At 63.6% G+C, this 24,694-nt stretch carries 28 protein-coding genes; 15 read left to right on the plus strand and 13 right to left on the minus strand.

Annotated elements, in window-relative coordinates; translation table 11 throughout:
• Positions 1 to 32: 32 nt before the first annotated feature.
• Complete coding sequence (locus tag CLU94_RS23265; protein WP_099667361.1) at positions 33 to 908, minus strand: helix-turn-helix domain-containing protein; 876 nt, start codon at positions 906 to 908, stop codon at positions 33 to 35.
• Positions 909 to 1,022: 114 nt separating this feature from the next.
• Between CLU94_RS23265 and CLU94_RS23270 the strand changes: the two genes are divergently transcribed.
• Together CLU94_RS23270 and CLU94_RS23275 are read left to right on the plus strand one after the other, a co-directional pair.
• The gene (locus tag CLU94_RS23270; protein ID WP_099667362.1) at positions 1,023 to 1,979 is read left to right on the plus strand and encodes a phytanoyl-CoA dioxygenase family protein; all 957 of its coding nucleotides are present in this window, start codon (positions 1,023 to 1,025) and stop codon (positions 1,977 to 1,979) included.
• A gap of 94 nt (positions 1,980 to 2,073) precedes the next feature.
• A complete protein-coding gene (locus CLU94_RS23275; protein ID WP_099667363.1) occupies positions 2,074 to 3,219 on the plus strand; it encodes an alpha-hydroxy acid oxidase in 1,146 nt (381 codons plus the stop codon).
• Here CLU94_RS23275 and CLU94_RS23280 read toward each other — a convergent pair.
• The 3 genes from CLU94_RS23280 to CLU94_RS23290 form a co-directional block, all read right to left on the minus strand.
• On the minus strand, positions 3,216 to 3,722 hold the full coding sequence (locus CLU94_RS23280) for an AAA family ATPase (protein ID WP_099667364.1): 507 nt from the start codon (positions 3,720 to 3,722) through the stop codon (positions 3,216 to 3,218). The genes CLU94_RS23275 and CLU94_RS23280 overlap by 4 nt on opposite strands.
• Before the next feature lie 192 nt (positions 3,723 to 3,914).
• Complete coding sequence (locus tag CLU94_RS23285; RefSeq protein ID WP_099667365.1) at positions 3,915 to 4,571, minus strand: hypothetical protein; 657 nt, start codon at positions 4,569 to 4,571, stop codon at positions 3,915 to 3,917.
• Positions 4,572 to 4,612: 41 nt separating this feature from the next.
• Complete coding sequence (locus CLU94_RS23290; protein WP_099667366.1) at positions 4,613 to 5,380, minus strand: CPBP family intramembrane glutamic endopeptidase; 768 nt, start codon at positions 5,378 to 5,380, stop codon at positions 4,613 to 4,615.
• A gap of 179 nt (positions 5,381 to 5,559) precedes the next feature.
• On the opposite strand from CLU94_RS23290, the gene CLU94_RS23295 reads away from it, so the two are divergent.
• From CLU94_RS23295 to CLU94_RS23325, 7 genes are all read left to right on the plus strand, one after another.
• The gene (locus CLU94_RS23295) at positions 5,560 to 6,123 is read left to right on the plus strand and encodes a GNAT family N-acetyltransferase (protein ID WP_099667367.1); all 564 of its coding nucleotides are present in this window, start codon (positions 5,560 to 5,562) and stop codon (positions 6,121 to 6,123) included.
• Positions 6,124 to 6,185: 62 nt separating this feature from the next.
• Entirely contained in the window at positions 6,186 to 6,725 is a 540-nt protein-coding gene (locus CLU94_RS23300) for a GNAT family N-acetyltransferase (protein ID WP_099667368.1), read from the plus strand.
• On the plus strand, positions 6,722 to 7,432 hold the full coding sequence (locus CLU94_RS23305) for a response regulator transcription factor (protein WP_099667369.1): 711 nt from the start codon (positions 6,722 to 6,724) through the stop codon (positions 7,430 to 7,432). The genes CLU94_RS23300 and CLU94_RS23305 overlap by 4 nt, the downstream gene beginning before the upstream one ends.
• On the plus strand, positions 7,429 to 8,652 hold the full coding sequence (locus tag CLU94_RS23310) for a sensor histidine kinase (RefSeq protein WP_099667370.1): 1,224 nt from the start codon (positions 7,429 to 7,431) through the stop codon (positions 8,650 to 8,652). Before CLU94_RS23305 ends, CLU94_RS23310 begins: the two co-directional genes overlap by 4 nt.
• A 71-nt stretch (positions 8,653 to 8,723) precedes the next feature.
• Entirely contained in the window at positions 8,724 to 9,599 is an 876-nt protein-coding gene (locus CLU94_RS23315) for an extracellular catalytic domain type 1 short-chain-length polyhydroxyalkanoate depolymerase (RefSeq protein ID WP_099667371.1), read from the plus strand.
• Between the two features lie 89 nt (positions 9,600 to 9,688).
• Positions 9,689 to 10,165 carry a hypothetical protein gene (locus tag CLU94_RS23320; RefSeq protein ID WP_099667372.1) on the plus strand — a complete coding sequence of 159 codons (477 nt, stop codon included), beginning with the start codon at positions 9,689 to 9,691 and terminating at the stop codon, positions 10,163 to 10,165.
• Complete coding sequence (locus CLU94_RS23325) at positions 10,162 to 10,674, plus strand: DUF1993 domain-containing protein (RefSeq protein WP_257218958.1); 513 nt, start codon at positions 10,162 to 10,164, stop codon at positions 10,672 to 10,674. The genes CLU94_RS23320 and CLU94_RS23325 overlap by 4 nt, the downstream gene beginning before the upstream one ends.
• A 3-nt stretch (positions 10,675 to 10,677) precedes the next feature.
• Here the strand turns inward: CLU94_RS23325 and CLU94_RS23330 are convergent, their stop codons facing one another.
• From CLU94_RS23330 to CLU94_RS23340, 3 genes are read right to left on the minus strand one after another with little or no spacing between them, the layout of a single operon-like run.
• Entirely contained in the window at positions 10,678 to 11,133 is a 456-nt protein-coding gene (locus CLU94_RS23330) for a hypothetical protein (protein ID WP_099667373.1), read from the minus strand.
• Positions 11,130 to 12,107 (minus strand): D-2-hydroxyacid dehydrogenase, encoded by a 978-nt coding sequence (locus CLU94_RS23335; RefSeq protein ID WP_099667374.1) that lies wholly within the window; start codon positions 12,105 to 12,107, stop codon positions 11,130 to 11,132. Before CLU94_RS23335 ends, CLU94_RS23330 begins: the two co-directional genes overlap by 4 nt.
• Positions 12,104 to 13,066, minus strand: coding sequence for a LysR family transcriptional regulator (locus tag CLU94_RS23340; RefSeq protein WP_099667375.1), 963 nt, complete (start codon positions 13,064 to 13,066; stop codon positions 12,104 to 12,106). The genes CLU94_RS23335 and CLU94_RS23340 overlap by 4 nt, the downstream gene beginning before the upstream one ends.
• Before the next feature lie 190 nt (positions 13,067 to 13,256).
• Here CLU94_RS23340 and CLU94_RS28470 point away from each other — a divergent pair, with 190 nt between their 5' ends.
• The 6 genes from CLU94_RS28470 (at position 13,257) to CLU94_RS23365 (ending at position 21,235) form a co-directional block, all read left to right on the plus strand.
• Positions 13,257 to 13,427, plus strand: coding sequence for a hypothetical protein (locus CLU94_RS28470; protein ID WP_156894740.1), 171 nt, complete (start codon positions 13,257 to 13,259; stop codon positions 13,425 to 13,427).
• Positions 13,424 to 14,284, plus strand: coding sequence for an alpha/beta hydrolase (locus CLU94_RS23345; RefSeq protein WP_099667376.1), 861 nt, complete (start codon positions 13,424 to 13,426; stop codon positions 14,282 to 14,284). The genes CLU94_RS28470 and CLU94_RS23345 overlap by 4 nt, the downstream gene beginning before the upstream one ends.
• A 271-nt stretch (positions 14,285 to 14,555) precedes the next feature.
• Complete coding sequence (locus CLU94_RS23350) at positions 14,556 to 15,800, plus strand: efflux RND transporter periplasmic adaptor subunit (protein WP_099667377.1); 1,245 nt, start codon at positions 14,556 to 14,558, stop codon at positions 15,798 to 15,800.
• 2 nt (positions 15,801 to 15,802) lie between these two features.
• Complete coding sequence (locus tag CLU94_RS23355) at positions 15,803 to 19,003, plus strand: efflux RND transporter permease subunit (protein WP_099667378.1); 3,201 nt, start codon at positions 15,803 to 15,805, stop codon at positions 19,001 to 19,003.
• A 44-nt stretch (positions 19,004 to 19,047) separates the two neighbouring features.
• Positions 19,048 to 20,493, plus strand: coding sequence for an efflux transporter outer membrane subunit (locus tag CLU94_RS23360; protein WP_099668453.1), 1,446 nt, complete (start codon positions 19,048 to 19,050; stop codon positions 20,491 to 20,493).
• A 265-nt stretch (positions 20,494 to 20,758) separates the two neighbouring features.
• The gene (locus tag CLU94_RS23365) at positions 20,759 to 21,235 is read left to right on the plus strand and encodes a fasciclin domain-containing protein (protein ID WP_257219082.1); all 477 of its coding nucleotides are present in this window, start codon (positions 20,759 to 20,761) and stop codon (positions 21,233 to 21,235) included.
• A 79-nt stretch (positions 21,236 to 21,314) separates the two neighbouring features.
• Here CLU94_RS23365 and CLU94_RS23370 read toward each other — a convergent pair whose 3' ends face one another.
• The 6 genes from CLU94_RS23370 to CLU94_RS23395 form a co-directional block, all read right to left on the minus strand.
• Positions 21,315 to 21,581: a hypothetical protein gene (locus CLU94_RS23370; RefSeq protein ID WP_099667379.1), complete on the minus strand. Its 267-nt coding sequence runs from the start codon at positions 21,579 to 21,581 to the stop codon at positions 21,315 to 21,317.
• A gap of 55 nt (positions 21,582 to 21,636) precedes the next feature.
• Positions 21,637 to 21,975: a hypothetical protein gene (locus CLU94_RS23375; protein ID WP_099667380.1), complete on the minus strand. Its 339-nt coding sequence runs from the start codon at positions 21,973 to 21,975 to the stop codon at positions 21,637 to 21,639.
• 115 nt (positions 21,976 to 22,090) lie between these two features.
• Positions 22,091 to 23,113, minus strand: coding sequence for a serine hydrolase domain-containing protein (locus tag CLU94_RS23380; protein ID WP_099667381.1), 1,023 nt, complete (start codon positions 23,111 to 23,113; stop codon positions 22,091 to 22,093).
• Between the two features lie 205 nt (positions 23,114 to 23,318).
• Positions 23,319 to 23,651, minus strand: a complete 333-nt coding sequence (locus CLU94_RS23385; protein ID WP_099667382.1) for a hypothetical protein — start codon at positions 23,649 to 23,651, stop codon at positions 23,319 to 23,321.
• A 41-nt stretch (positions 23,652 to 23,692) separates the two neighbouring features.
• Entirely contained in the window at positions 23,693 to 24,046 is a 354-nt protein-coding gene (locus tag CLU94_RS23390) for a hypothetical protein (RefSeq protein ID WP_099667383.1), read from the minus strand.
• 222 nt (positions 24,047 to 24,268) lie between these two features.
• Positions 24,269 to 24,580, minus strand: coding sequence for a hypothetical protein (locus CLU94_RS23395; protein WP_099667384.1), 312 nt, complete (start codon positions 24,578 to 24,580; stop codon positions 24,269 to 24,271).
• Positions 24,581 to 24,694: the final 114 nt, after the last annotated feature.

Raw genomic sequence — 24,694 nt, forward strand, 5'->3', positions numbered from 1 at the left:
AATCTGATCCCCTTTTTCGTTTCCGAATGGATTTACGCTGCGCCTGTGGCGCCGCGCCGGTATTGCTGGCGAAACGCGCGCGGCGTCACCTGCCTGGCGGCGCGGAACTGGCGGTTGAAATGCGCGAGGTTGCGGTAGCCCGCCTCTTGCGCGATGACGGCGATGGCCAGATTGCTTTCGATCAGCTGTTGGCAGGCCCGGCCGATGCGCAGCCGCGCCAGGTACTCGCCGGGCGTGCAATGCGCGTGGCGCTTGAAACAGCGGTGGAAGGCGCCCAGCGACAGGGCCGCCCGCTGCGCCAGCGTTTCCAGTGCAATCTCTTCCCGGAAATGCGCGTGCATGAAGTCAAACACGATTGCCATGCGCTTTTGCTGCCCATCGGCATGCACCGGCGCCAGCGCTTCCGAGGCCAGCGGCTGCGCACCGCCATCGCCAGCCAGGTCCAGCAGCACGTCGAGCAGCAGCGGCAGGCGCTGCGGCACGGGCAGTGCATTCAATTGCAGCAGTTTCTCTGCGCTGCGCGCGCTCGTTGCCGGCGAAAAATGCAGGGCAGGGCCGGCGCGGCGCGCCAGTTGCCGCACGCCGTGCAACTCCGGAAAACAGGCCGCCAGCTGTTCCACCCATTCCAGCGAAAACCACACGACGACGGCCAGCATCGGCTGCGCGCTGTCGATGCGCTCGCTGGCCGACCATGTGTGCGGCAAATTCGGCCCCAGCAGCACCAGGTCGCCCGGTTCGAAATCGCCCAGGTGGTCGCCGATATAGCGTTGCCCCCGCGCATTGACCGTCAGGGTCAGCTCGAATTGCGGGTGGTAATGCCAGAGGAAGGGAATCGCATCGAGTTCGCGCCACAGCAAGCCCCAGGAGTGGCCCGTCGGGATCGTGACTTGTTCAAATAAAGGCGTCATTGTGACGTTTTAAAGAGGGTGATGGTCAGGATAGTATCAGTTTTGGTTGCTGCGCACGCATTTTACGCGGCACTGCCGGAGCACAATCTGTCCACACCAACACAGGAGACAGCGATGCAAAACCGATATCAGTACGGCGAAGACCGTCCCGGCAATCCATCCGTGGCTTACACGGAACAAACCCAGTTGCGCGACATACAAAAACAGCTGCCCCTGCGCGTGCTGTCCGACAGCGATTTCCTGCACTGGCAAACCTACGGTTACGTCATCGTCAAGGATGCCGTGACGCCGGAACAGGTGCGCCGCACGACCGATTTCCTGTGGGAATTCCAGGGACTCGACCAGCACGACCCCGCCACCTGGAACCGGGACCAGCTGCGCGACCACGCGATGAAAGAGCTCAACGGTTCCGGCATGGTCGAGGCCTATCACAACCAGACCCTGTGGGATAGCCGCCAGACCCAGCGCGTGTACGACGCCTTTGTCGACATCTGGGACCGTCAGGATCTGTGGGTGACCATCGACCGCGCCAACCTGAACACGCCGAACAATGGCAAGCGCAAGTTCGGCGGCTTCATCCACTGGGATGCCGACACCACGCTCGACCCGCTGCCCGTCAACGTGCAGGGCGTGCTGGCCCTGTCCGACACTTCGCCCGACAGCGGCGGCTTTCAATGCTATCCGGAATTGTTCAACAACTTGCTGGCGTGGCGCAAGACCGTGCCGCAAGACCGCAACCCGTGGCAGCCGGATCTGGCGACGGTGCCGTATCCGATGGAATTCATCGCCATGAAGAAAGGGGAGTTGTTGATTTTCAACAGCCTGCTGGCGCACGGCATCCGCCCGAACACATCGACGGACCAGGTGCGCCTGGCGCAATACATTTCCTTCACGCCAGCCCAGGAAGACAATCAAGCCTTGCGCGACTGGAGAGTGCAAAGCTGGCGCGAGCGCAGCGCGCCGCAAGGCTATGCCTTCCCTGGCGATCCCGAGGAAAAGGAACAGCTGCGCTATCCGCAGGCGCAGCTGACTGCGCTGGGCGAGAAGATCCTCGGCGCGCGCGGCTGGTAAGCGTGGCGCCACGTCCGATGGCATTGCCTGCCGGATAGACAATTGCCGGCAAATGCACGATCATGGCTTGACTTGCCATCGACCGAGGAAACGCATGAGTATCATCACCTGCATCGAAGACTTGCGCGTGCTGGCCCAGAAACGGGTGCCGCGCATGTTTTACGACTACGCCGATTCCGGTTCCTGGACGGAATCGACGTACCGCGCCAACAACAGCGACTTCGCCAAGATCAAGTTCCGCCAGCGCGTGGCCGTCAACCTGGAAAACCGCAGCCTGGCCTCGACCATGGTGGGCCAGCACGTGTCGATGCCGGTAGCCCTGTCGCCCACGGGCTTGACGGGCATGCAGCATGCGGATGGCGAAATTCTCGCGGCCCAGGCGGCCGAGCAATTCGGCGTGCCGTTCACCCTGTCGACCATGAGCATTTGCTCGATCGAGGACGTGGCGGCGAACACGACAAAACCGTTCTGGTTCCAGCTGTACGTGATGAAGGACCGCGAATTCATCAACCGCCTGATCGACCGCGCCAAGGCCGCCAAGTGCGGCGCGCTGGTATTGACGCTGGACTTGCAGGTGCTGGGCCAGCGCCACAAGGACTTGCGCAACGGCCTGTCGGCGCCGCCGAAACTCACCATCCCCAACATCCTCAACATGGCCGCCAAGCCGCGCTGGGTGGCGGGCATGCTGGGCACGAAACGGCGCGGCTTCGGCAACATCGTCGGCCACGCCACGTCCGTGTCGGACATGTCGTCCCTGTCGGCCTGGACGCAGCAGCAGTTCGACCTGAGCCTGTCGTGGGCGGACGTGGAATGGATCAAGCAGCGCTGGGGCGGCAAGCTCATCATCAAGGGCATCATGGACCCGGAAGACGCGCGCCTGGCCGTGGAAAGCGGCGCCGACGCGCTGATCGTCTCGAACCACGGCGGACGCCAGCTCGATGGCGCGCAATCGTCGATCGAAGCCTTGCCCGCCATCGTCGGCGCCGTCGGCAGCCAGATCGAAGTGCACATGGATGGCGGCATCCGCTCGGGCCAGGACGTGATCAAGGCCGTGGCGCTGGGCGCCAGGGGCGTGTACATCGGCCGCCCGTTCCTGTACGGCCTGGGCGCCATGGGCGGGCCGGGCGTCACCAAATGCCTGGATATCATCCGCAACGAACTGGACTTGACGATGGCGTTTTGCGGCTTGCGCGACCTGCAGCAGGTGGACAAGAAGATCCTGCTGCCGGGAACGTTTTAAGCGGCAATCCGCACGATTTCAAAACCTTCCGATGCCTGGGGCGGCACGAAGTGGCGCGTGATGTCATCAAATTGCGCGTCGCTGGTGGAAAACGGGTGCAGCCCGCTGGCATTGCGCTGGCGCAAGCGCGCCTTGCATTCCTCATCCGTCACGTCGAGGTAATGCAGCACGTGCGGCGTGCCTGCCTGCTGGAACAGGTCGCGCATCCAGGCGCGGCTGGCCGGCGTATTCGCGGGAAAATCGAGGACGACGGACACGCCCGCCTGCAGCATCTGCAGGCACAAGGGGGCGATGGCTGCGCGCAGCCGCGCCGCGCAAGCCGCGTAGTCGGCCAGGCTGGCGATCTGGCCCGGATACAGCTGCGCCAGCAAGCTGTCTTCGCTGATGCGCACGGTGTGCGGCGCCGCCGCAAGGCGGGCGGTCAGGGTGGATTTGCCCGAGGCAATCTTGCCGCACACGAGGTGCAGGGTGGGGGAAGCGGTGCTGCTGGAGGTAGGGGGCATGGTCGCTCGCTAGAAAGAAATAATGCCTGCGAGACGTCTTGATCTATTGCTGCAAATCAAAGCCGCCTCCCGGGCGGCTTTGGCAATCACACTGCTGCTAAGCCACCATCGTTGGAATGGCGGCAATAATCGATGGCAGGGGCGGGAATGGCGATTGCATGACTGAACGATGCCATGGAATGGCGGGCGCTGTCAATTGTCCAGGCGCGTCCACGGCTCGCGGAACGCGGCCGCATCGAGCGGCTGCGCATGCGGGTCGTCGTGCTGGAACAGGCCGCCGATCAGCATATCCTGGATGGCGTCCGTGAAACCGCCGTATGGCGAGGCGCTACCCCACTGGCGTTGCGTGTGGGCGAAGACGACGGCGTCTTGCTGCGCCGCCAGCTGCGTCAAGGCGTGCCGCAAGGCGGCGGCCGCTTCCGGGCCCATGTCCGTGGCGATGGCGCACACCAGGCGCTGGCCAAATTGCAAGGGTTTGTCCGCCAGTCCCAGCAGCGATTCATTGGCCAGGGCGAGGAACACATCGGGCGCCTGGTCGTCCTTTTCGCAAATGGTCCAGGTGGGCGCCCACGCTTCCAGGCTCATGAAGCGGGCGTCGCGTGTTTCCGGCGTATGCGTCCACTTCGCGTGCGATTTGTCGTCCCAGCCCAGGCGGCCAAAGGAAATCGGCTTGCCCTTGGGATTGTATTGATGGCTGCGCACGCCGGCCTGGCCTCTCGTCCGCGTTTGCGTCATGAGTCCATCGAGGCTGGCGGCGAACGGCATCCATTGCGCCGCATCCCATAGCGGCGCCGCAGCGGGCGCGGCCAGCAGCAGGAATACTTCGTAATCACGTGAAAAAAACGCCATGCAGCTTCCTCGGCAAGTGGATGGAAAATTGTGTCGCAATATTATAGTGGCGCTTGCGACAGGGCGGCGCGCTGGCTGGGGCGCAGCAGGTAGACGCCGTACAGGCACAGGGGCAGCACGGCCAGCAGGGCGATATACGGCAGGATAGACGCGCCGTCTTCGGCCGGGTTGGGCAAGGTGGCCGTCACCAGCGCGTAGTCCCACAAGCCATGCACGAGCACCATGGGCCAGATGGAGCGGGTGCGCAGGCGGATGGCCGCGTAGCCGACGCCCTGCAAGGTGGCGGCCACGGCTTGCCACAGGGCGCCGCTGACGTCGCCCGTGGCCAGGCCATTGGCCGTATGGGCCAGGCCGAACAGTGCCGAGGACATCAGGACGGCGGGCCAGACGGCGTAGCGCTCCAGCATGCCTTGCAGCAAGATGGCGCGGAACATCAGCTCTTCCGAGACGGCCACCAGGGCCGCATTGCAAGCGACGATCAGCAGCACGCGCGGTTGCGGCCAGCCGCCGGCCCAGGCCAGCAACAGCATCAGCAGCGCATACAGCAGGGGCGGCGAGACGAGCCACAGCGTTTTCCATGGCTGCGGCGCGCACAGGCCCGCCGCGCGGCGCCGGCTTGAGGCCAGCAGCAGCGCCAGCGCGAACAGGGCGGCCAGCGCCCACGACAGGCCGATGCGGCCGGTGACGGCGGCGCCCGGCAAGGCGTAGCCGGCCGCTTCCAGCCAGCGGCCGCCCAGGCTCAAGCCCAGCCAGATGGCCAGTGCGATGAGGGTGACGGGCATGGTGAGGGCGATTCTAGGGAAGGGCATGGTTGGCTTCGGTGTTGGCCGCGTCGGCTACTGCGTACATGGGCGAATCATGAAGTTGCATCAATGATATGGTGGAAATATTGCCATACTACATTAAAAGCAGGCGTACAAAATTGCCACATCGTTATAGTTGCATGGAATAATAAGCCTTCGTCCGTTTGCCGCCAGACTGGAGAGCCATGACCTACAGCAAGACCATCACCACTGAACGATTGATCCTGCGCAAGCCGCAACCATCGGATGAGGCGGCGCAGTTCGCCATGCATTCCGATCCCGAAGTGATGCGCTATTTCAGCGAACCGCCCTGGGAAGACACGGGCCGCGCCACGCGCCAGATTGCCGAGGACATCGCCGCTTTCGAGAAAGAGGAATTCTTCCGTTTCGCCGTCGAGCTGAAGGCGACGGGCGAATACCTGGGCAGCTGCAGCCTGTTTTCCGAGCACCGCCAGAACCGCCGCGCCGAGATCGGCTACGCGCTGGGCCGCCCGTACTGGGGCAAGGGCTATATGCACGAAGCGCTGTCGGCGCTGCTGGAATTCGCCTTCATCGAGCGCGACCTGAACCGCCTGGAAGCCGATATCGACCCGCACAACGCCGGTTCGGCCAGCGCCCTGGAACGCCAGGGTTTCAACAAGGAAGGTTTTCTGCCCGAACGCTGGATCGTCGGTGGCCAGGTCAGCGACTCGGCGCTGTATGGCTTGCTGCGCCGCGAGTGGGAAGCGCGGCGCAAGGGCGCCGCGTGAGCGGACAGGTTGGCGGCGCGTTCCAGCGATCGCCAGGCCGCAGCTGAGGAGGATGCCAGGCGATGATCGCTGTCGATTTACCCGCTTCAGGCCACCCGCTGGTGACCTTGCGCCCGCTGGAATACAGCGACGCGTCCGCCTGGTATGCCTACCTGGCCGACCCTGCCGTCGTGGAGCACACGAGCTGGAACTTGCAGTGCGCCGACGATCTGCAGGCCAATTTCGATGACTATGCATCGGCCCAGCCATCGTCGTCCATACGGCTGGCCGTCTTGCTGCGCGACGGCGGCCGGCTGGTGGGCACGATTGGCTTCAATGCCATTTCCCCGCAGCACCGCACGGCTGAAATCGCCTACGACCTTGCCCCTGCCGTGTGGGGGCAGGGCGTGGCCACGTCCGTCGTGAACGCTGTCGTGGATTGGGGCTTCCAGCGCCTCGGCTTCCTGCGCATCCAGGCAACGGTGTTGGAAAGCAATCAGCGTTCGATGCGCGTGCTCGAACGCTGCGCTTTCGAGCGGGAAGGCTATCTGCGCTGCTACCGGCAAATTCGTGGAAGGTCAGGCAATTTCTGGCTGTATGCGCGCATTGCCGGCGTGCAATGAATAAACTTCCCTTGAATATCCTGCTGGTGGAAGACCACCTTGCCATCGCGCGCCAGGTGCTCGATTTCCTCGACGGCTTGCGCTGGCAGACGGACCATGCGGGGACGGGTGCGCTGGCCGTGCAATTGGCCACGCGCAACAGCTATGACGTGGTGCTGCTGGACCTGAACTTGCCCGACATGGATGGCTTGCAAGTGTGCCGCGCCATCAAGGCGGCCGCGCCCAGCAATGTGCCGATTTTGATGTTGACGGCGCGCGACGCGTATGAAGACAAGGCGCGCGGCTTTCGCGACGGCGCCGACGATTACCTGACCAAGCCGTTCGACTTGCGCGAAGTGGCCTTGCGCTGCGAAGCGCTGGCGCGCCGGCAGCAGTTGCACGTGCACCAGGAAATGCGCGTGGGACCGTTCACCTTGCAGACGCGCGCAGGGCGCGCCCTGTATGGCGACGCACCGCTGCCATTGACGCAGACGGGTTTTAAAATTCTGCTGCTGCTGTGCCGCGAATACCCGCACGCCGTCTCGCGCTCGGCCTTGCTGCAGCAGCTGTGGGGCAGCCAGCCGCCCGACAGCGATGCGCTCAAATCGCACATCTACGCGCTGCGCAAGCAGCTGGAGTTGCTTGGCGGGGTTGGCGCGGCAGGCATGCTGGTGACCATACCGCAGCTGGGCTACCGCTTGGCCTTCGACGCTGCGGCATCGCCATGAGCCAGTCGATCCGGCAGCGCCTGTTCGCCGCCCTGGCCGGCTTCACCGTCTTGCTGTGCCTATGCTACACGGGCCTGGCGCTGGTGATTGCGTATGTGACGGAAGACATGCTGGTGCAGCGCCTGCTCGAGCGCGAAGCGGCGGCCGTCAGCATGCGCTGGCAGCAGCACGATAAGCTTACGCCTTCTGGCAGCGACCTCATCACGGTTTATGGCAGTTACCTTGACTTGCCTCAAGCGGTGCGTGCGCACGTGCCGCCGTCCGCCCCGCGCGGGGAAGTGTTTACGACGACGGGCCAGCATTATCACGTGCTGGCGCTGGATATTGTTGCCGGCGGCCAGCCGCAGCGCGCATACCTGCTGGCCGACGTGGCGCCCGTGCTGGTGGTCTCGCGCCTGGCGCGGGAAGTGGGCGGCGTCGTGGCTGGCGTGGCGCTGGCGCTGATCGGCCTGGCGCTGCTGCTGGCGTACTGGCTGGCGCGGCGCCTCGTGCTGCCCTTGCAGAGATTGGCCCAGGAAGCGCGCCGGCTGGCGCCCGGCGGCGCCGTCCATTTTAGCGAGCGCGACCGCCCCGACGAGATCGGTTTCCTGGCGCGCCGCCTGGAAACCACCTTTGCCGAATTGCAGGCGGTGTTGCGGCGCGAACAGGCATTTGCCCGCGACGTCAGCCATGAATTGCGCACGCCGCTGACCCTCATGCACAACACCCTGGCGCTGGACGATGCGCCGCCGCTGGGCAAGCAGGAGCAGGCGCAGCTGCGGCAATCCACGCACGAGATGCGCGCCACCATCGACGTGCTGTTCGCGCTGGCGCGGGCCGAGCAATTGCCGGGCGACGTGGTCGAATTGCGCAGTTGCATCGAGCAATGCCTGCTGCGCCTGCTCGACGAACACCCTTGGGATGCCAGCCTGCTGGCCCTGGACTTGCCCGAGCGGCTTGAGGTGGTCGGCAATCCGCAACTGGTCATGTTGCTCCTGAATAATTGCCTGGCGAATGCGTTGTTCCATGGCGGCCCCGATTGCCGCATCGGTATTGCGTTTGCGCAAGGTTGCCTGAGCATCGACAATACCGTGCAGCCGGGACAAGCGCCACGCATCCACGGTTTCGCGCACGGGCAGGACCTGCTGCTGCGCCTGGCAAAAGCCATGCACTGGGACATTGCTTTCCATCCGGGCGCGACGCAGTTCCGTGTCGCCATCGTGCCGGCCCGGGCGCAATAAAGTCGGTGGATTTCACCGCGATTTCACCTGCCCTTGCATATGCTGGCTGCTCTTTTACTTAAGGGAAGCCCATGAAAATCGCCGTCAGCCTGTTCATCCTGTCCTGCCTGTCCATGCCCGTGCTGGCCCAGGTGCAATCGCTGCAGCTCAAGGACGACAAGCGCCGCTACATTGTCTACACGCCGGCTGCGTATCAAAGCCAGCCTCAAAAGACCTTTCCCGTCGTCTTCAATTTCCATGGCGGCGGCATGAGCATGGCGGAACAAATGCTGTACACGCAGATGAACAGGACGGCCGAGCGGCACCAGTTCATCGTTGTGTATCCGCAAGGTATCAAGCAGGATTGGAACGTGGGCTTCGGCATGGATTACCTGGCGGGCACGGACGACGTCGGCTTTACGCAAGCGATGTTGAGCAAACTCAAACAGGATTACCGCATCGACGAGCAGCGCGTGTATGCCACGGGCCTGTCGCGCGGCGGTTTCTTTGCCCTGCGCCTGGCGGCCGAGCTGCCGCAACAGTTCGCCGCCGTCGCCTCGGTGGGGGCGCCCATGCCGGAACCGGTACGGCAGCATCACAGGAAGACGGACAAGGTCGGCATGCTGCTGATACAGGGCACGGCCGACAAGGTCGTGCTGCTCGAGGGCAAGGCCGCCAGCTATCTGTCGGCCGAGGATACGTTCGATTACTGGCGCCAGCACAACGGCATCGAAGGCGCCAGGCCGCAGCCGCGCCTGCTTCCTGGCCCCGCGGGCGACGCCACGCAAGTGAGCTGGCTGGAGCAGGGCGCCGCTGGCGTCAGCGTGGCCTTGATCACCGTCAAGGAGGGCGGCCACACGTGGCCGGGCGCCGATGCCTTCAACGTCGGCCTGCCCATCGGCAAGACCACGCGCGCCATCGATGCGAATGAGGTCATGTGGGAGTTTTTCAGCCGCCATCGCCGTTGACGCCATGCTAGGATGGCGGCGCATGGCGTAACCATCAGGCAACAGGAAAGGCAGGCACAGTGGCATTATCAACAGCAGGCATCGCGGCCATGGCCGCGGCAATCTTTGCCAAGCCCGGCGCGGCCGTGGCGCAGGCGTATTCGCAGATGGAGCGGGAAACGCTGTATTTCCACTCGCCTGCCGAGCTGTGCGCGTATGCGGCCAGGCTGGAGGCCGAAGGGGCCGGCGAGGTGCTCCTGGCCGTGCATTACCCGGACATGGCCGGGCACTTTGCCCCGCGCCGTATCGCCCTCGACCCGGCCAAGTGCGGCGGCCTCACCTACCGTTACGTGTGCGAAGGCTGGGGCGTCATCCGCGTCTACCTGCGCCTGTCCAGCGGCAAGGGACTGGCCTCGCATGTGAGCGCCAATTCGCAGAAGCGCGCGGAAAAATGGCAGCCCCTTTACCCGGACTTTGGCCAGACCGATGCCTGGGACTGGGCCGCCGTGGGCCGCCATGAACGCCGCCTGATCCGCGTGCTGAAGCAGGCCGTGGCGCACGATGCGGCGGCAGGAGGCTCGGCATGACAGGCGTGATGCCCATCCACCCGGCCGCCATCTTTTGCCGTTCCCTGGCGCAGCTTTCCGCCATGCTGGACAAGACCGGCACCGCGCCGCACATGCTGGCGGCGCGCCTGCACCCGGACATGCTGCCATTTTCCCAGCAAGTGCGCGCGGCCGTGAGCTTTTCCCTGCGCGGCTGCTGTCCGCTGGCGGGGCTGGAGGTAGCCGATTTCAGCGCCGCCGCCAGCCTGCAGGAACAGATCGCACACACCATGCGCTACCTCAAGGACATTCCCGTGGCGCGCTTTGACGGGCCGCCAGACCGCATCTGCCGCGACCGCGCCGGCTTCGCCGACATCGCGCTGCCGGCCGATGAATTCTTGCAGCTGTACATACTGCCGAATTTCTACTTTCACTTCAGCATGGCGTATGCGATTGCGCGCAGCGCCGGCGCGGCCATCGGCAAGGGCGATTTCGATGGCTACCACGCGTATGCGCCGGGGTTTTCCTTCGAGCGGCCTGCCGCGCCGTAGTTCCTATAAGCCCGCGTCTTTCCACGACGCCAGTCCCAGCCGCTTCAACAGCCGGCCCGACAGTCCGCAGCTCCAGCAACTGATCTGGATTTGCCGCTGCCGCGCCGGGGCCGCATGCCAGGCTTGTTCGGCGTAGGCGAGCAGGGCGTCGCTGAGGGCAGAGTTGTCGGCGACGGGCGGCAGGCGCGACATCAATTCAAGCACGCCGTGGGCAGGCTCCTTGATCTGCAGCAAACCGGCCAGCAGGGCGCGCAGGACGGCGCCGTCGATGTTGCTGCTCGCTTGCGTGAAACGCTGCTGCCAGCACGGGCTGCGCGCCCGCCACAGGGCCAGCAGCTCGGGCACGTCGGCCGCTTGCAGTTGCCCGATCAGCTCGTCCGCCTCGAGAAACAGGTCGAGGCGGTCGTATTCATCGTCGTCGCTGCACAGCAGTTCATCCAGCTCGTTTAACAGGCTCATGCCACCACGTTCGTGGGCGCACCCCGTTCGAACGCTTCCACGTTGCCGATCAAAATGTCGGCCAGCTTCTGCATGGCTTCGCCGCTGGCCCAGGCCGTGTGCGGCGTGAGGATGAAGTTGGGCAGGCGCAAATTGAGCAGCGGGTTGTCGGGCGGAGGCGGCTCCTTCGATAGCACGTCGAAACCGGCGCCGGCGATCACGCCGTTCGTCAATGCCTCGGCCAGCGCCGCTTCATCGACGAGGCCGCCCCGCGCCGTGTTGATCAATAGCGAGGTCGGCTGCATGCGCGCCAGTTCCTTCGCTCCGATGATGTTGCGCGTCTTGTCCGTCAGGGGCAGGTGCAGGCTTAGCACGTCGGAACTGGCCAGCAATTCGTCGAAGCCCACTTCCTTCACGCCATCTTCATTGATGGGCGAACGGTTGTGCACGATCACCTGCATGCCGAAGGCGCGGCCCAGCTGGGCCACGGACTTGCCCAGCGCGCCGTAGCCCAGCAAACCCAGGCGGCTGCCGGCCAGGTCGCGGATCGGGTGGCCGAACAGGCAGAAGCGGTCGGACGCCTGCCACAGGCCCGCCTCCACGTCCGCGCGGTAGGCGACCAACTGGCGGCGCAGGGCCAGCATCAAGGCGAGGGTATGCTCGGGCACGGTGGCGCGCGCATAGTCGCGGATATTCGCCACGACGATGCCCCGCTCGCGGCAGGCGGCCAGGTCGAGGATATCCGTGCCCGTGGCGGCCACGGCGATCATTTGCAGGTCCGGCAATTGCGCCAGCTCGGCCGCGCGCAGCGGCACCTTGTTCGTGATGGCGATGGTGGCGCCTTGCAGGCGAGCCACCGTCTGTTCGCTGCCCCTGGTGTGCGCATGTTCTTGCCAGCTGTGGGCGAAGGCGGGCGGGCGCATGGTGGCGATCAGGCTGTCGCGGTCGAGAAAGACGATGCGGTGCGGGTGCGGCGATGTGCTTGCTGCGGTCATGGCTGGGCCTCGGTCTGGGTGGCGCGCGCGCTGGGAAGGCTGCTCTTGCCTTTCAGTTGCGTGGCCGGGTGGTTGGTAAACATGTCGGCGACCCATTCGACAAACACGCGCACCTTGGCGGACAGATGGCGGTTGGGCGGATAGATCACGTGGATGGGCAGCGGGTCGGATTCCCATTCGCTGAGCAATTCCACCATTTTGCCTTGTTCTATCAGGGGCGCAAGCATGAAATGCGTCATTTGCACGATGCCCAGGCCCGCCAGGCCGGCGGCCGTGTAGGCATTCGAATCGTTCAGGGCGATATGGCTGGGCATGGCGATCTGGATGCGGTCGCCGGCGCGCGTGAAATCCCAATCGAAGGTCTTGCCCGTCTTGGCGGAGAAAAAATTCACGCCTCGGTGCTGCGCCAGGTCGTCCGGATGCAGCGGGGTGCCGTGCTGCGCCAGGTAGCCGGGCGAGGCGCACGTCATGAAGTGCAGCACGCCGACCCGGCGCGCGATCAGGTTCAGATCGCCCAATTCGCCGCCGCGCACGGCGCAATCGACGCCTTCCTCGATCAGGTCGACGGGGCGGTCGCTGCAGCCCAGTTCCAGCGAGATGTCCGGGTAGCGGGCAAAGAAATCGGGCAGGGCGGGGATGATCAGTTCGCTGGCCAGGGCCGTGGGCGCGTCCACGCGCAGCCGCCCGCTGGGGCTCAAACGCGTGCGCGACAGCGATTCCTCCGCCTCGCGCACGTCCGACAGGATGCGCACGCAGCGTTCGTAATAGGCGGCGCCATCGGACGTGATGCTGACGTGGCGCGTGGTGCGGTTGAGCAACTTAACCGACAGGCTCGCTTCCAGCGACTGGATCAGGGTCGAGACGGTGGCTTTCGGCAGCTGCATGTTTTCCGCCGCGCGCGTAAAGCCGCCCGCATCGACGACTTGGATGAAAACTTCCATGGCTTGCAGCTTGTTCACTTGATTCCTTATCACTTCATGCTTGATTATTCATAATCCTGAACAATCAATTCGTCATTGCACTCTTTATCAGATTGTAGATCAAGTCTATAGTTGTTGTACTGCAGCATAAATGTGATTGTCGCAGGAAGTTCACAGGAGAAAAATCATGGGTCATCGGAATGGAATCTTTGCAGTGCTTGCTCTCGCTATGAGCTCGCTCGCTCTGGCCGCGATGGTATCGACGGATGCATACTCGATGGCGGCGCAAAGCGAAGCCAGCGGTTATAGCGCCCTGACCCATGAAGTGGGCGGCGTCGCCCTGTTGTGCCTGAACGACACGGTGCTCGATGCTGCGGTGCAGCCGGTGGTGGCGCAATGAGCTTTGCCGACACCGCTGCCGAACTGGCACCTGGCCAGGCGCTGAAGATACGTGACATCCAGGTGCAGGGCGCGCAGGATGCGCTCGGCGCGCGCGTCTACATGGCCGGCGTGCCGGGCGCCAAGCAGCCGAACCTGATGGTCTTCTTCCATGGCGGCGGCTTTGTCGACGGCGACCTGGACGATGCGGACGACTTCCTGCGCTGCCTCGTGCTGAGCAACCCCGACCACGTGGTGCTGGCCGCGAACTACACCCTGGCCCGTGTGCGGCCATTTCCCGCCGCCGTGGAAGACGCGCATGCCGTGCTGCTGTGGGCAAAAAAGAACAAGTCCAAACTGGGCTGGACGGGCAAGCAGATGGTGGTGTCGGGCATCGAAGCGGGCGCCAACCTGGCTGCCGTATGCGCCATGATGTCGCGCGACCGGGGCGGACCGCCCCTCGCGGGCCAGGTGCTGATCATGCCCATGCTCGACCCCGGCCTGTCGACCTGCTCGATGCGCAACTTGCCGACCTGTCCTGACCTGGCGGAAGTGGCCGATCAATGCGCCGCCGCCTACCGCGGCTACCTGCCGAATGCCGCTGACCGTACCCATCCGTATGCGTCGCCATTGCAGTCGAGCCGCCTGAAGAACCTGCCGCCAGCGCTCATCCTGTCCAGCGAAGACGACCCATTGCGCGACGAGGCTGAACAATACGGCAGCAAACTGATCGCCTGCGGCATCAAGACGACCGTGCGGCGCATGGCCGCCGCGCCGCTGCAGGACGCCACCGCCCGCAATGAGTGCGCTTGCAAGGTGCAGGTATTGAGCGAAATTAGCAGTTTCGTCGCCGGACTGGGGCAGGAGCCCGAGTCATGACGCCGCCATCCGCGGCACCGCAAAAAAACTTACACTAATCAGTTTACTTTTTGAGTTTTGGTTGCTACACTACGCAGTGTAGTTCCCTTCCTGCCTGAGTTGTGCGTTCGCACAGCCAGCTTCGTCGTCCCCGTCCGCTTTTAAGCAGCTGGCGGCCTGTTTACCTTTGATCGAGCGCCGTCGGGCGCCATGGCACCACCATTCACTTTTTAAGCTGGGTTGCTTCCTGCCGCCCATACCATTAGAAATTTTCATAAAACAGGGAAATAAAATGAAAAACGTTCAACAATTTTCCACTCTGCTGAAGCCCCTGGCTGCCTCGCTTGCGCTGGCAGGACTGGTGGCCGTGAGCCTGGCCGGCTGCGATTCGGCCAATAGCAAGGTGCCCGACGCGCCAGCGGCCGGCGGCCCGCCCATCTCGGCCGCCGCCGTGGTGGAAAAACAGATTACGGAAACGCAGGAATTCTCGGGCCGCCTGGAAGCGATCGAGCGCGTGGAAATCCGTTCGCGAGTCGGCGGCTTCATCACGGCCGTCAACTTCAAGCCGGGCAGCGAAGTCAAAAAAGGCGACGTGCTGTTCGTCATCGACCCGCGCCCATTCCAGGCCGAAGTGTCGCGCGCCGAAGGCACGGCCGCTTCCGCCCGCGCCAAGGCGGAACTGGCCAAGCTGGAACTGTCGCGCGCTGAAAAGCTGCTGGCTGAAAAAGCCATCGCCCAGCGCGAATTCGATGAAAAGGCATCGGGCTTGAAAGAGCTGGACGCGAATGCCCGCTCGGCGCAAGCCGCATATGAAGCAGCCAAGCTGAACCTGTCGTACACGCAGGTGCAGGCGCCGATCAGCGGCCGCGTCAGCAAGGCGGAAATCACCGTCGGCAACCTGATCGACGCTTCCGCCATCCTCACCTCCGTGGTGTCGACGGACCGCATCTACGCCAGCTTCGACGGCGATGAAGATACGTATCTGCGCGTGGCCGGCACGGCGCAAAAGGGCACGCCCGTCACCGTCAAGGTGGGCCTGGCCAACGAAACGGGCTTCCCGCACGAAGGCAAGCTGGAATTCGTCGACAACCAGCTCGATCCGGCCACGGGCAGCGTGCGCATGCGCGCCACCTTCGCCAACGCCGAGCGCCAGCTGGTGCCGGGCCTGTTCGCGCGCATCCAGCTCGACGGCGGCAACGGCCCGCAGGCGCAAAGCACGGCGCTGTTGATCAGCGACCGCGCCGTCGGCACGGATCAAAGCCGCAAATATGTGTACGTGGTGGGCGCCGACAACAAGGCCGAATACCGCGCCGTCAAGCTGGGCCCGAATTCGGACGGCTTGCGCGTGGTGCGCGAAGGCTTGAAGGCGGGCGAAAAGATCGTCGTCAACGGCTTGCAGCGCGTGCGTCCCGGCGCACCCGTGACGCCGCAGATGGTGGCCATGGATTTCGACCCGACCGCGCCTGTCGCTCCCGCAAAACCTGAAGTAAAAGACGCCAAGATCGCCGCGAAAGCAGCATCGACTTCCAAGGAATAAACATGAATTTTTCCCGCTTTTTCATCGACAAGCCGATTTTCGCGGCGGTGCTGTCGATTGTCATATTCGTGGCCGGGCTGCTGTCGATTTTCGGCCTGCCCATCTCCGAATATCCCGACGTCGTGCCGCCATCCGTGGTGGTGCGCGCGCAATACCCGGGCGCCAACCCGAAAGTGATCGCCGAAACCGTGGCCGCGCCGCTCGAAGAGCAGATCAACGGCGTCGAGAACATGCTCTACATGTCCTCGCAAAACACGTCCGATGGCGCGATGATGCTGACCGTGACCTTCAAGATCGGCACCAACGTCGAGCAGGCCGAGACGCAGGTGCAGAACCGCGTGCAGCGCGCCTTGCCGCGCCTGCCCGAGGAAGTGCGCCAGATCGGCGTGACGACCGTCAAATCGTCGCCCAACCTGACCATGGTGGTGCACCTGGTCTCGCCGAACAAGCGCTATGACGACATGTACCTGCGTAACTACGCGGTGCTGAACGTCAAGGACCAACTGGCGCGTCTGCCCGGCATGGGCGACATCCAGATCTTCGGCGCCGGCGACTATGCCATGCGCATCTGGCTCGACCCGCAAAAGGTGGCGGCGCGCGGCATGACGGCCAATGACGTCGTCGACGCCATCCGCGAGCAGAACGTGCAGGTGGCTGCAGGTGTCATCGGCGCCTCGCCGGCGAAAAACTCGGACTTCCAGCTGACCGTCAATACCCAGGGCCGTCTGCAGACGCCCGAGGAATTCGGCGCCATCATCGTGCGCACGAATGCCGACGGCGCCGTCACGCACCTGAAAGACGTGGCGCGCGTGGAAATGGGCGCCAACAGCTACTCGCTGCGTTCGCTGCTGAACAATAATCCGGCCGTCGGCATGGGTATTTTCGAAGCGCCGAATGCCAACGCGCTGCAATTGTCGTCCGACGTGCGCGCCAAGATGGACGAACTGAAGAAAGACTTCCCGCAAGGCGTGGAATACCGCATCGAGTACGACCCCACGCAGTTCGTGCGCTCGTCCATCGAAGCCGTGATCCATACCTTACTTGAGGCGATTGCCCTGGTGGTGCTGGTGGTGATCATCTTCCTGCAAACCTGGCGCGCCTCGATCATTCCGCTGCTGGCCGTTCCCGTGTCGATTGTCGGTACCTTTGCCGTGATGCTGGGCTTTGGCTTCTCGATCAACACGCTGTCGCTGTTCGGCCTCGTGCTGGCCATCGGTATCGTCGTCGATGACGCCATCGTGGTGGTGGAAAACGTCGAGCGCAACATCGAGGAAGGCTTGTCGCCGCGCGACGCCACCATCCAGGCCATGAAAGAGGTCAGCGGTCCTATCGTCGCCATCGCCCTGGTGCTGTGCGCCGTGTTCGTGCCGATCGCCTTCGTGCCCGGCCTGTCCGGCGAGTTCTATCGCCAGTTCGCGCTGACGATCGCCATTTCGACCGTGATTTCCGCTTTCAGCTCGCTGACCCTGGCGCCAGCCCTGTCGGCCGCGCTGCTGAAGCCGCACGATGCGCCGAAAGACGCGCTGACGCGCGGCATGGACATGGTCTTCGGCCGCTTCTTCGCCTGGTTCAACCGCTTCTTCGGCCGCGCTTCGCACCGCTATGAAGCGGGCGTGAAGGGCGTGTTGGGCCGCAAGAGCGCGTCGCTGGGCGTGTATGCGCTGCTGGTCGTTGCCGCTATCTTCACCTTCAAGTCCGTGCCGGCCGGTTTCGTGCCGGCGCAGGACAAGCAATACCTGGTGGGCTTTGCGCAATTGCCTGACGCCGCTTCGCTGGACCGCACGGAAGATGTCGTGCGCCGCATGTCCGACGTCATCAAGTCGGTGCCTGGCGTCGAATCGACCATCGCCTTCCCCGGCCTGTCGATCAACGACTTCACCAATGCGCCGAACGCCGGCATCGTGTTCGCCACCCTGAAACCGTTCGATGAGCGCAGCAGCAAGGAATTGTCGGGCGGCGCCATCGCGGCCGAGATCAACAAGCGCCTGGGCGGCATCCAGGACGCCTTCATCATGGTCTTCCCGCCACCGCCCGTCAACGGCCTGGGCACCATCGGCGGCTTCAAGATGATGATCGAAGACCGCGGCAACCTCGGTTACGACGCGCTGTACAACGCCACCCAGTCGCTGGCCGCGAAAGCGTACCAGACGCCGGAACTGGCGGGCGTGTTCTCGGGTTACCAGATCAACGTGCCGCAGCTGTTCGCCGACGTCGACCGCGTGAAAGCCAAGCAGATGGGCGTGCAGCTGCAAACGATTTACCAGACCTTGCAGATCAACCTCGGTTCGCTGTACGTGAACGACTTCAACCAGTTTGGCCGCACCTACCAGGTGCGCGTGCAAGCCGATGCCGCGTTCCGTTCGCATGCCCAGGATATCGCGCAGCTGAAGGTACGCAATGACAAAGGCGAAATGATCCCGCTGTCGTCGTTGATGCGCGTCAAGGATAGCTATGGTCCGGACCGCGTGCAGCGCTACAACGCGTATGCCGCAGCCGACTTCAATGGCGGCGCCGCCCCTGGCGTGTCGAGCGGCCAAGCGCAAGCCGCGCTGGAACGCATCGCCAAGGAAGTGCTGCCGCAGGGGATTTCGTATGAGTGGACGGAGCTGACCTACCAGGACATCTTGTCCGGCAATACGATGATCTATGTCTTCCCTCTGTGCGTGCTGCTGGTGTTCCTCGTGCTCGCCGCCCAGTATGAAAGCTGGACCCTGCCGCTGGCCGTGATTTTGATCGTGCCGATGTCCATCCTGTGCGCCTTGCTGGGCGTCAAATTGACCGGTGGCGACAACAACGTGTTTACCCAGATCGCGCTGTTCGTGCTGGTGGGGCTGGCGTCGAAGAATGCGATCCTGATCGTGGAATTTGCCCGCGAACTGGAAGAGCATGGCCGCACCGTCGTGCAAGCGGCGCTGGAAGCGTGCCGCCTGCGCCTGCGTCCGATTTTGATGACGTCGATCGCCTTCATCATGGGCGTGGTGCCCCTCGTGTTCTCGCACGGCGCCGGTTCGGAAATGCGCCATGCGATGGGTGTGGCGGTCTTCGCCGGCATGCTGGGCGTGACCTTCTTCGGCCTGTTCCTGACGCCCGTGTTCTATGTATTGCTGCGCACCCTGGCGCAGCGTTTTGAGAAAAAACCAGCCGATGCTGCCGCCAAGCCTGCCGCCGCGCCAGCATTGAACCTGGAAGGAGATATATATTGAAAACCAAGGAAATCATCTGGCGCGTCAAGCCTGTGCTGACCGCCATGGCCGCAGCCGTGCTGCTGGCCGCCTGCGCGGCGCCCGAGTTCAAGCAGCCGCAGATCGAGACGCCTGCGGCGTTCAAGGAAGCGCAAGCCTTGTCCGCCGTGCAGACGGCGGCCGACGGCACGCGCTGGAAGCAGGGCGTGCCAGCCGAGCGCCAGGCGCGCGGCGAGTGGTGGCTGGCCTTCAATGATCCGGCCCTCACAAGCCTGATCAACGAAGCCACGCAGGCCAATGCCAACCTGGCCGTCGCCGCCGCCCGCGTCAAGCAGGCGAGGGCGATTGCCGGCATCGCCGAAGCGGACCGCATCCCGCAAGTGGGCGTGAACGTGGGCGGCCAGCGCAACCGCGCTTCCGCCGTGTCGCTCGGCTTGCCGAACGGCGCGCCGGTGGCCGCCACGAATGTCTACCAGGCGAATCTGACGGCCAGCTACGAAGTCGACCTGTTCGGCAGAGTGGCGGCTAACGTCAGCGCCTCGCGCAGCGATGCGCTGGCCGTGGAAGCGACCTATCGCTCGGTGCTGTTGTCCTTGCAGGCCGACGTGGCGCAAGCCTACTTCCAGCTGCGCGCCACGGATGCGGAACTGGCGACCCTGGCCCAGACGGTGAGCCTGCGCGAGGAAAGCGTGCATGTGAACCAGCGCCGCTATGACCTGGGCGACATCGGCGAATTCGATCTGTCCCGTGCCCGCACGGAGCTGTCGACCACGCGCGCCGAAGCCATCGGCCTGCAGCGCCAGCGCGCGACCAGCGAACATGCGCTGGCCGTCCTGCTGGGTAAGCCGGCCGCCAGCTTCACGGCGACCGTCAACCCGCTGCAGGACAGCGGCTTCCTGCCCGTGATCCCGGCCGGCATGCCGTCGTCCCTGCTGGAGCGCCGTCCCGACATCGCGTCGGCGCAGCGCACCATGGAAGCGTCGAATGCGCGCATCGGCGTGGCGAAATCGGCCATGTTCCCCGCGTTGACCTTGAACGCTTCCGGTGGCGGTGCGTCCGATACGTTCTCGGACATCTTCAAGTGGAGCAGCCGCTCCTGGCTGCTGGGCGCCCTGATGTCGATGCCCATCATCGATGGCGGACGCAATAAAGCTGCCGTGAGCCGCAGCGAAGCGCAGCTGGAAGAGTCGGTGGCGACGTATCGCCAGAGCGTGCTGGTGGCGTTCGCCGAGGTGGAAGACAACCTGGCCGGCCTGCGTATCCTGTCGGGCCAGACGCAGCAGATCGACGAAGCCGTCGTCTCGGCGCGCCGCTCGGCCGACCTGGCGCAAAAGCTGTACGACGCGGGCCGTTCCAGCTACCTCGATTTGCTGGACGCACAGCGCAACCTGGCGGCCATCGAGCGCAACGCCGTGCAATTGCGCGGCAACCGCGCCGTCACCACGGTGGCGCTGATCCGCGCCCTGGGCGGCGGCTGGGGCGAGACGGAGCCGCAGGTGGCGGCTAACTGATTTCCGGCACCGCGGGTTGGCATGCCCGGCCCGCGGCAAGGAAAACATCGTCAAAACGGTGTCGTGCGCTTGCACGGCGCCGTTTTTTTGTTTTCAGCGAGTTGAATCCGTTTGCGGCAAGGCCGCGTAAGTACTCCTGCAATCACGCAAATGCAGTCATCCAGGAGATACCATCATGCGCACCTTTATTCCCGCAGCACTGTTTGTCACCGCCTTTACTTCCCTGCTGGCCGCCAGCGCCCCGTTTGCCGCCGACATGACGACCATGGTGGGCGGCCAGAGCATGTACCCGAGCAAGGACATCGTCGACAACGCCGTCAATTCGGCCGACCACACGACCCTGGTGGCTGCCGTCAAGGCCGCCGGCCTGGTCGATACCTTGAAAGGCAAGGGCCCGTTCACCGTGTTCGCGCCGACGAATGCGGCCTTTGGCAAGCTGCCGGCCGGTACCGTCGACACCCTGGTGAAACCGGAAAACAAGGCGACCCTGACGAAAATCCTCACCTACCACGTGGTACCGGGCAAATACGACTTCAAGGCGCTGGCGAAGGAGATCAAGATGCATGACGGTAAGGCGACCCTGCCCACGGCCAGCGGGGGCAAGCTGATGTTCGCCATGAACGGCATGCACAACATCGTCGTGATGGACGAGGGCGGCAATAGCGCCAACATCAGCACCTATGATGTGTATCAATCGAATGGCGTGATCAATGTCATTGACACGGTCTTGATGCCGAAATAAGCGGACGAAAGAGAGTACGAAATAGCGGACGAAAAAAAAGACAGGGAAGCCCCTGTCTTTTTTGCCTGCATGGCGCCGATTACTTGGCTGGCGCTGCTGCTGGTGCGGAAGCTGCCGCTGCGACCGGAGCTGCTGGCGTTGCCGGTGCTGCTTTCTTCGCCTTGTGATGCTTGGCTTTCTTGTGCGCGGCCGGTTTGACGGCGGCTGGTGCTTCAGCCTTGGCTGCCGGTGCGACGGCGGCGGCAGAAGCTGCTGGAGCGGCCGGTGCTGCAGGTGCGGCTGGCGTCTGGGCGAAAGCGGCGGTGGCGAACAGGCTGGCGATCAGGGTGGCGATAACTTTTTTCATGATGAAATCCTATAAGGTAATGGTGCGAATAAAAATCGGGTGCTGATGGACTGGATTACTTGCTTGCTGCAGGTGCTGCTTCAGCGGTGGCCGACGCCAGTTTGGCATCTGCCTTGGCCTTGGTTTTTTTCGCAGTGTGATGCGCCTTGGCCTTGGTGGTGGCAGCTTCCGTTTTTGCGCTGGCGACTTCCGTTTTGGCGGCGACGACAGCTTTCGCTTCCTTGGCGTCCGCTTTCACGACGGCTTGCGCTTCCTTGGCGTCAGCCTTGACGACGGCCTTGGTGTGGGCTGCTTCCACTTTGGCGGGAACCGAGGCTGCGGGAGCTGCTGGCGTTTGAGCAAAGGCAGCGGTTGCGAACAGGCCGGCGATCAGGGTAGCAATTACTTTTTTCATGGTGCAGTCCTCAGTGGTGGTTTGTCTGGTATGTCTGTTGGTGCCGGGATGATTCCCGTGTCACTGAGCATAAAACGCGCCCCCGGACGCTTGCGTTGACGGTCATTACAATCGCTTACATCTGCGTGGCATCCGCGGCCAAAATGGCTTTCAGGATGTCTTCCGAGCGGCGCTGCCCGTAGCCCTTGCCGTAGGCGCTCGATGCGATGCTCACCACCATGCGGCGCGCCGGTATCACGTAGATCTTGTTGCCGCCATTGCCCGAGGCGAAATGCACGGCGATCTTTTTCCCGGCCACGTCCTGCGTCTTCGCGTACCAGAAATAGCCGTAGCTGTCGGCATAGCGGTCGACGGCGCCGATGGCCACGCGCGGCGCCAGTGCTGCCTTGAGCCAGGCGGCGTCGATTACCCTCTTGCCGTCAAATACGCCGTCGTCCAGCACCATCTGGCCGATTTTTGCCGTGTCGCGCGCGCGCAGCGACAGGTTGCCCTGGCCTTTAGGGTGGCGTGCCACGTCGCGGCCCCAGCTCCAGCGCGTGATGCCCAGCGGCGCGAACAGCGCCTTGGCGGCGTAGTCTTCCAGGTCGGCGCCGCTGGCGTTTTCCACCACGCGCCCGGCAATGTACGAACCCAGCGAGTTGTAGCGGTAGATGCTGCCCGGCTTTGTTGCGGCCGGCACGCCGCGCACGAAGGCGGCGGGGTCGGGCGCTTCATCGAGCTTGTCTTCATTGCCGGGCGAGTGTTCGTCTTCATCGAAGGCGGCCAGGCCCGAACGCATGGTCAGCAAGTCGTCGAGGACGACCTTGCCCGCCGGGCTGGCAGCGACTTCGGGCCAGTAGCCGCCCACCGTTTTTGTTGTCGCCAGCTGGCCGCGCGCCACGGCCGCACCGACCAGCAGCGCGGTGATGCTCTTGCCGGCCGAGCGGATGTCGTGCAGGGTGTCGGCCGTCTCGCCGTTGTAATAGCGCTCGGCGACGATGGCCCCGTCGCGCAGCACGACGACGGCGCGCAAGTCGCCATGGCTGTCGCCGTCCTGGGCTTGCAGGACTTGATCGAGGGTGGCGGGGGCCCTGTCCTGCGCCAGGACAGGGCATGACAGGAAGAGGGTACTCAATAGTGAGAACGGCAGGCGGCGCATGGACAGCTCTCGTGGCGATGGTCGGATTGCCAGTGTCGCCCAATTGCGCCGTTTTGTCGCGCGCAAGCTGGCCTGTTCGATGAAGTTTGCGTGAAGGCGCGCCGGACGAGCAAAATGCAAAAGGGACAGCCGAAGCTGTCCCTGGTACGCGAAGTGGCCACGCAAGCGCAGACCCGGCGGATGCGCTCCCGTGGCTACATCTGGCTTACTTTGCCGGTGTGGCAGCAACTGCGGCGTCCGCTTTTGCCGCATCCGCTTTTACTTTGGCTTTGCCGGCCTTGTGATGGGCCTTGGCCTTGGTGGCTTTGGCGTCGGCCTTGGCGCTGGCGACATCGGCTTTCGCATCGGCTGCGACGACCGCTTCCTTGGCGTCGGCTTTCACGACAGCCTTGGTTTCCTTGGCTTCTGCCTTGGCGACGGCTTTCGTGTGGGCCGCTTCCGCCTTGGCGGGAACCGACGCTGCCGGGGTGGCAGGGGTTTGGGCAAAGGCTGCGGTAGCGAACAGGCCGGCGATGAGGGTAGCGATAACTTTTTTCATTTTATTTTCCTGGCAAGTGGTAAGTGATGGTGTGTCGATGATTACTTGGCGGCTGCTGGCGCTGGTACAGATGCTGGCGCTGCAGCGGTGGCAGAAGCCAGTTTTGCGTCGGCCTTGGCCTTGGTTTTCTTGGCTTTGTGGTGGGCCTTGGCCTTGGTGGCAGTTGCTTCCGTTTTTGCGCTGGCCACTTCCGTTTTCGCGGCGACGACGGCTTTCGCTTCTTTTGCATCCGCTTTCACGACGGCTTGCGCTTCCTTGGCGTCGGCTTTGACGACAGCCTTGGTGTGCGCCGCTTCCGCCTTGGCGGGAACCGACGCTGCCGGGGCGGCAGGGGTTTGGGCAAAGGCTGCGGTAGCGAACAGGCCGGCGATCAGGGTAACAATTGCTTTTTTCATGGTGCAGTCCTCTGTGGTGGTTTGTCTGGTATGTCTGTCGGTGCCGGGATGATTCCCGTGTCACTGAGCAGAAAACGCGCCCCGGAAGGTTATGGTTGACCTTGTTTACACTTTCTTACAATCAGGTGATTTAAGCGACGTTCATTGAATAAGGCGGCATGAAAATGCAAAAAGACAGCCGAAGCTGTCTTTTTGTGTGGCGCCAAAAGTGCGCGGAGGGACTTACTTGGCTGCTGCTGCGGTCGCTTCAGTCTTGGCTTCGTCAGCCTTGGCTTTGGCTTTTTTCGCTTTGTGATGGGCTTTTGCCTTGGTGGCGGCTGCGTCGGCCTTGGCGCTGGCGACATCGGCCTTGGCATCGGCGGCGACGACTGCTTCTTTCGCATCGGCTTTGACTACGGCTTTGGTTTCCTTGGCTTCCGCTTTTGCCACTTCCTTGGTGTGCTTGGCTTCGGCCTTGGCAGGCACGGCTGGCGTTTGAGCAAAGGCTGCGGTAGCGAACAAGCCGGCGATCAGAGTAGCGATTACTTTTTTCATGGTGCAGTTCCTCGAGAAGTGGGGTTGTAGTTCAGGAGATGCATTTCCCCTGTCACTGAGCCAAAAACGCGCCGTATGGCAATCGCGTTGACAACGATTTGATCTAATTACAAA

Source organism: Janthinobacterium sp. 13, from assembly GCF_002749695.1.
Lineage (GTDB): Bacteria > Pseudomonadota > Gammaproteobacteria > Burkholderiales > Burkholderiaceae_D > Janthinobacterium > Janthinobacterium kumbetense.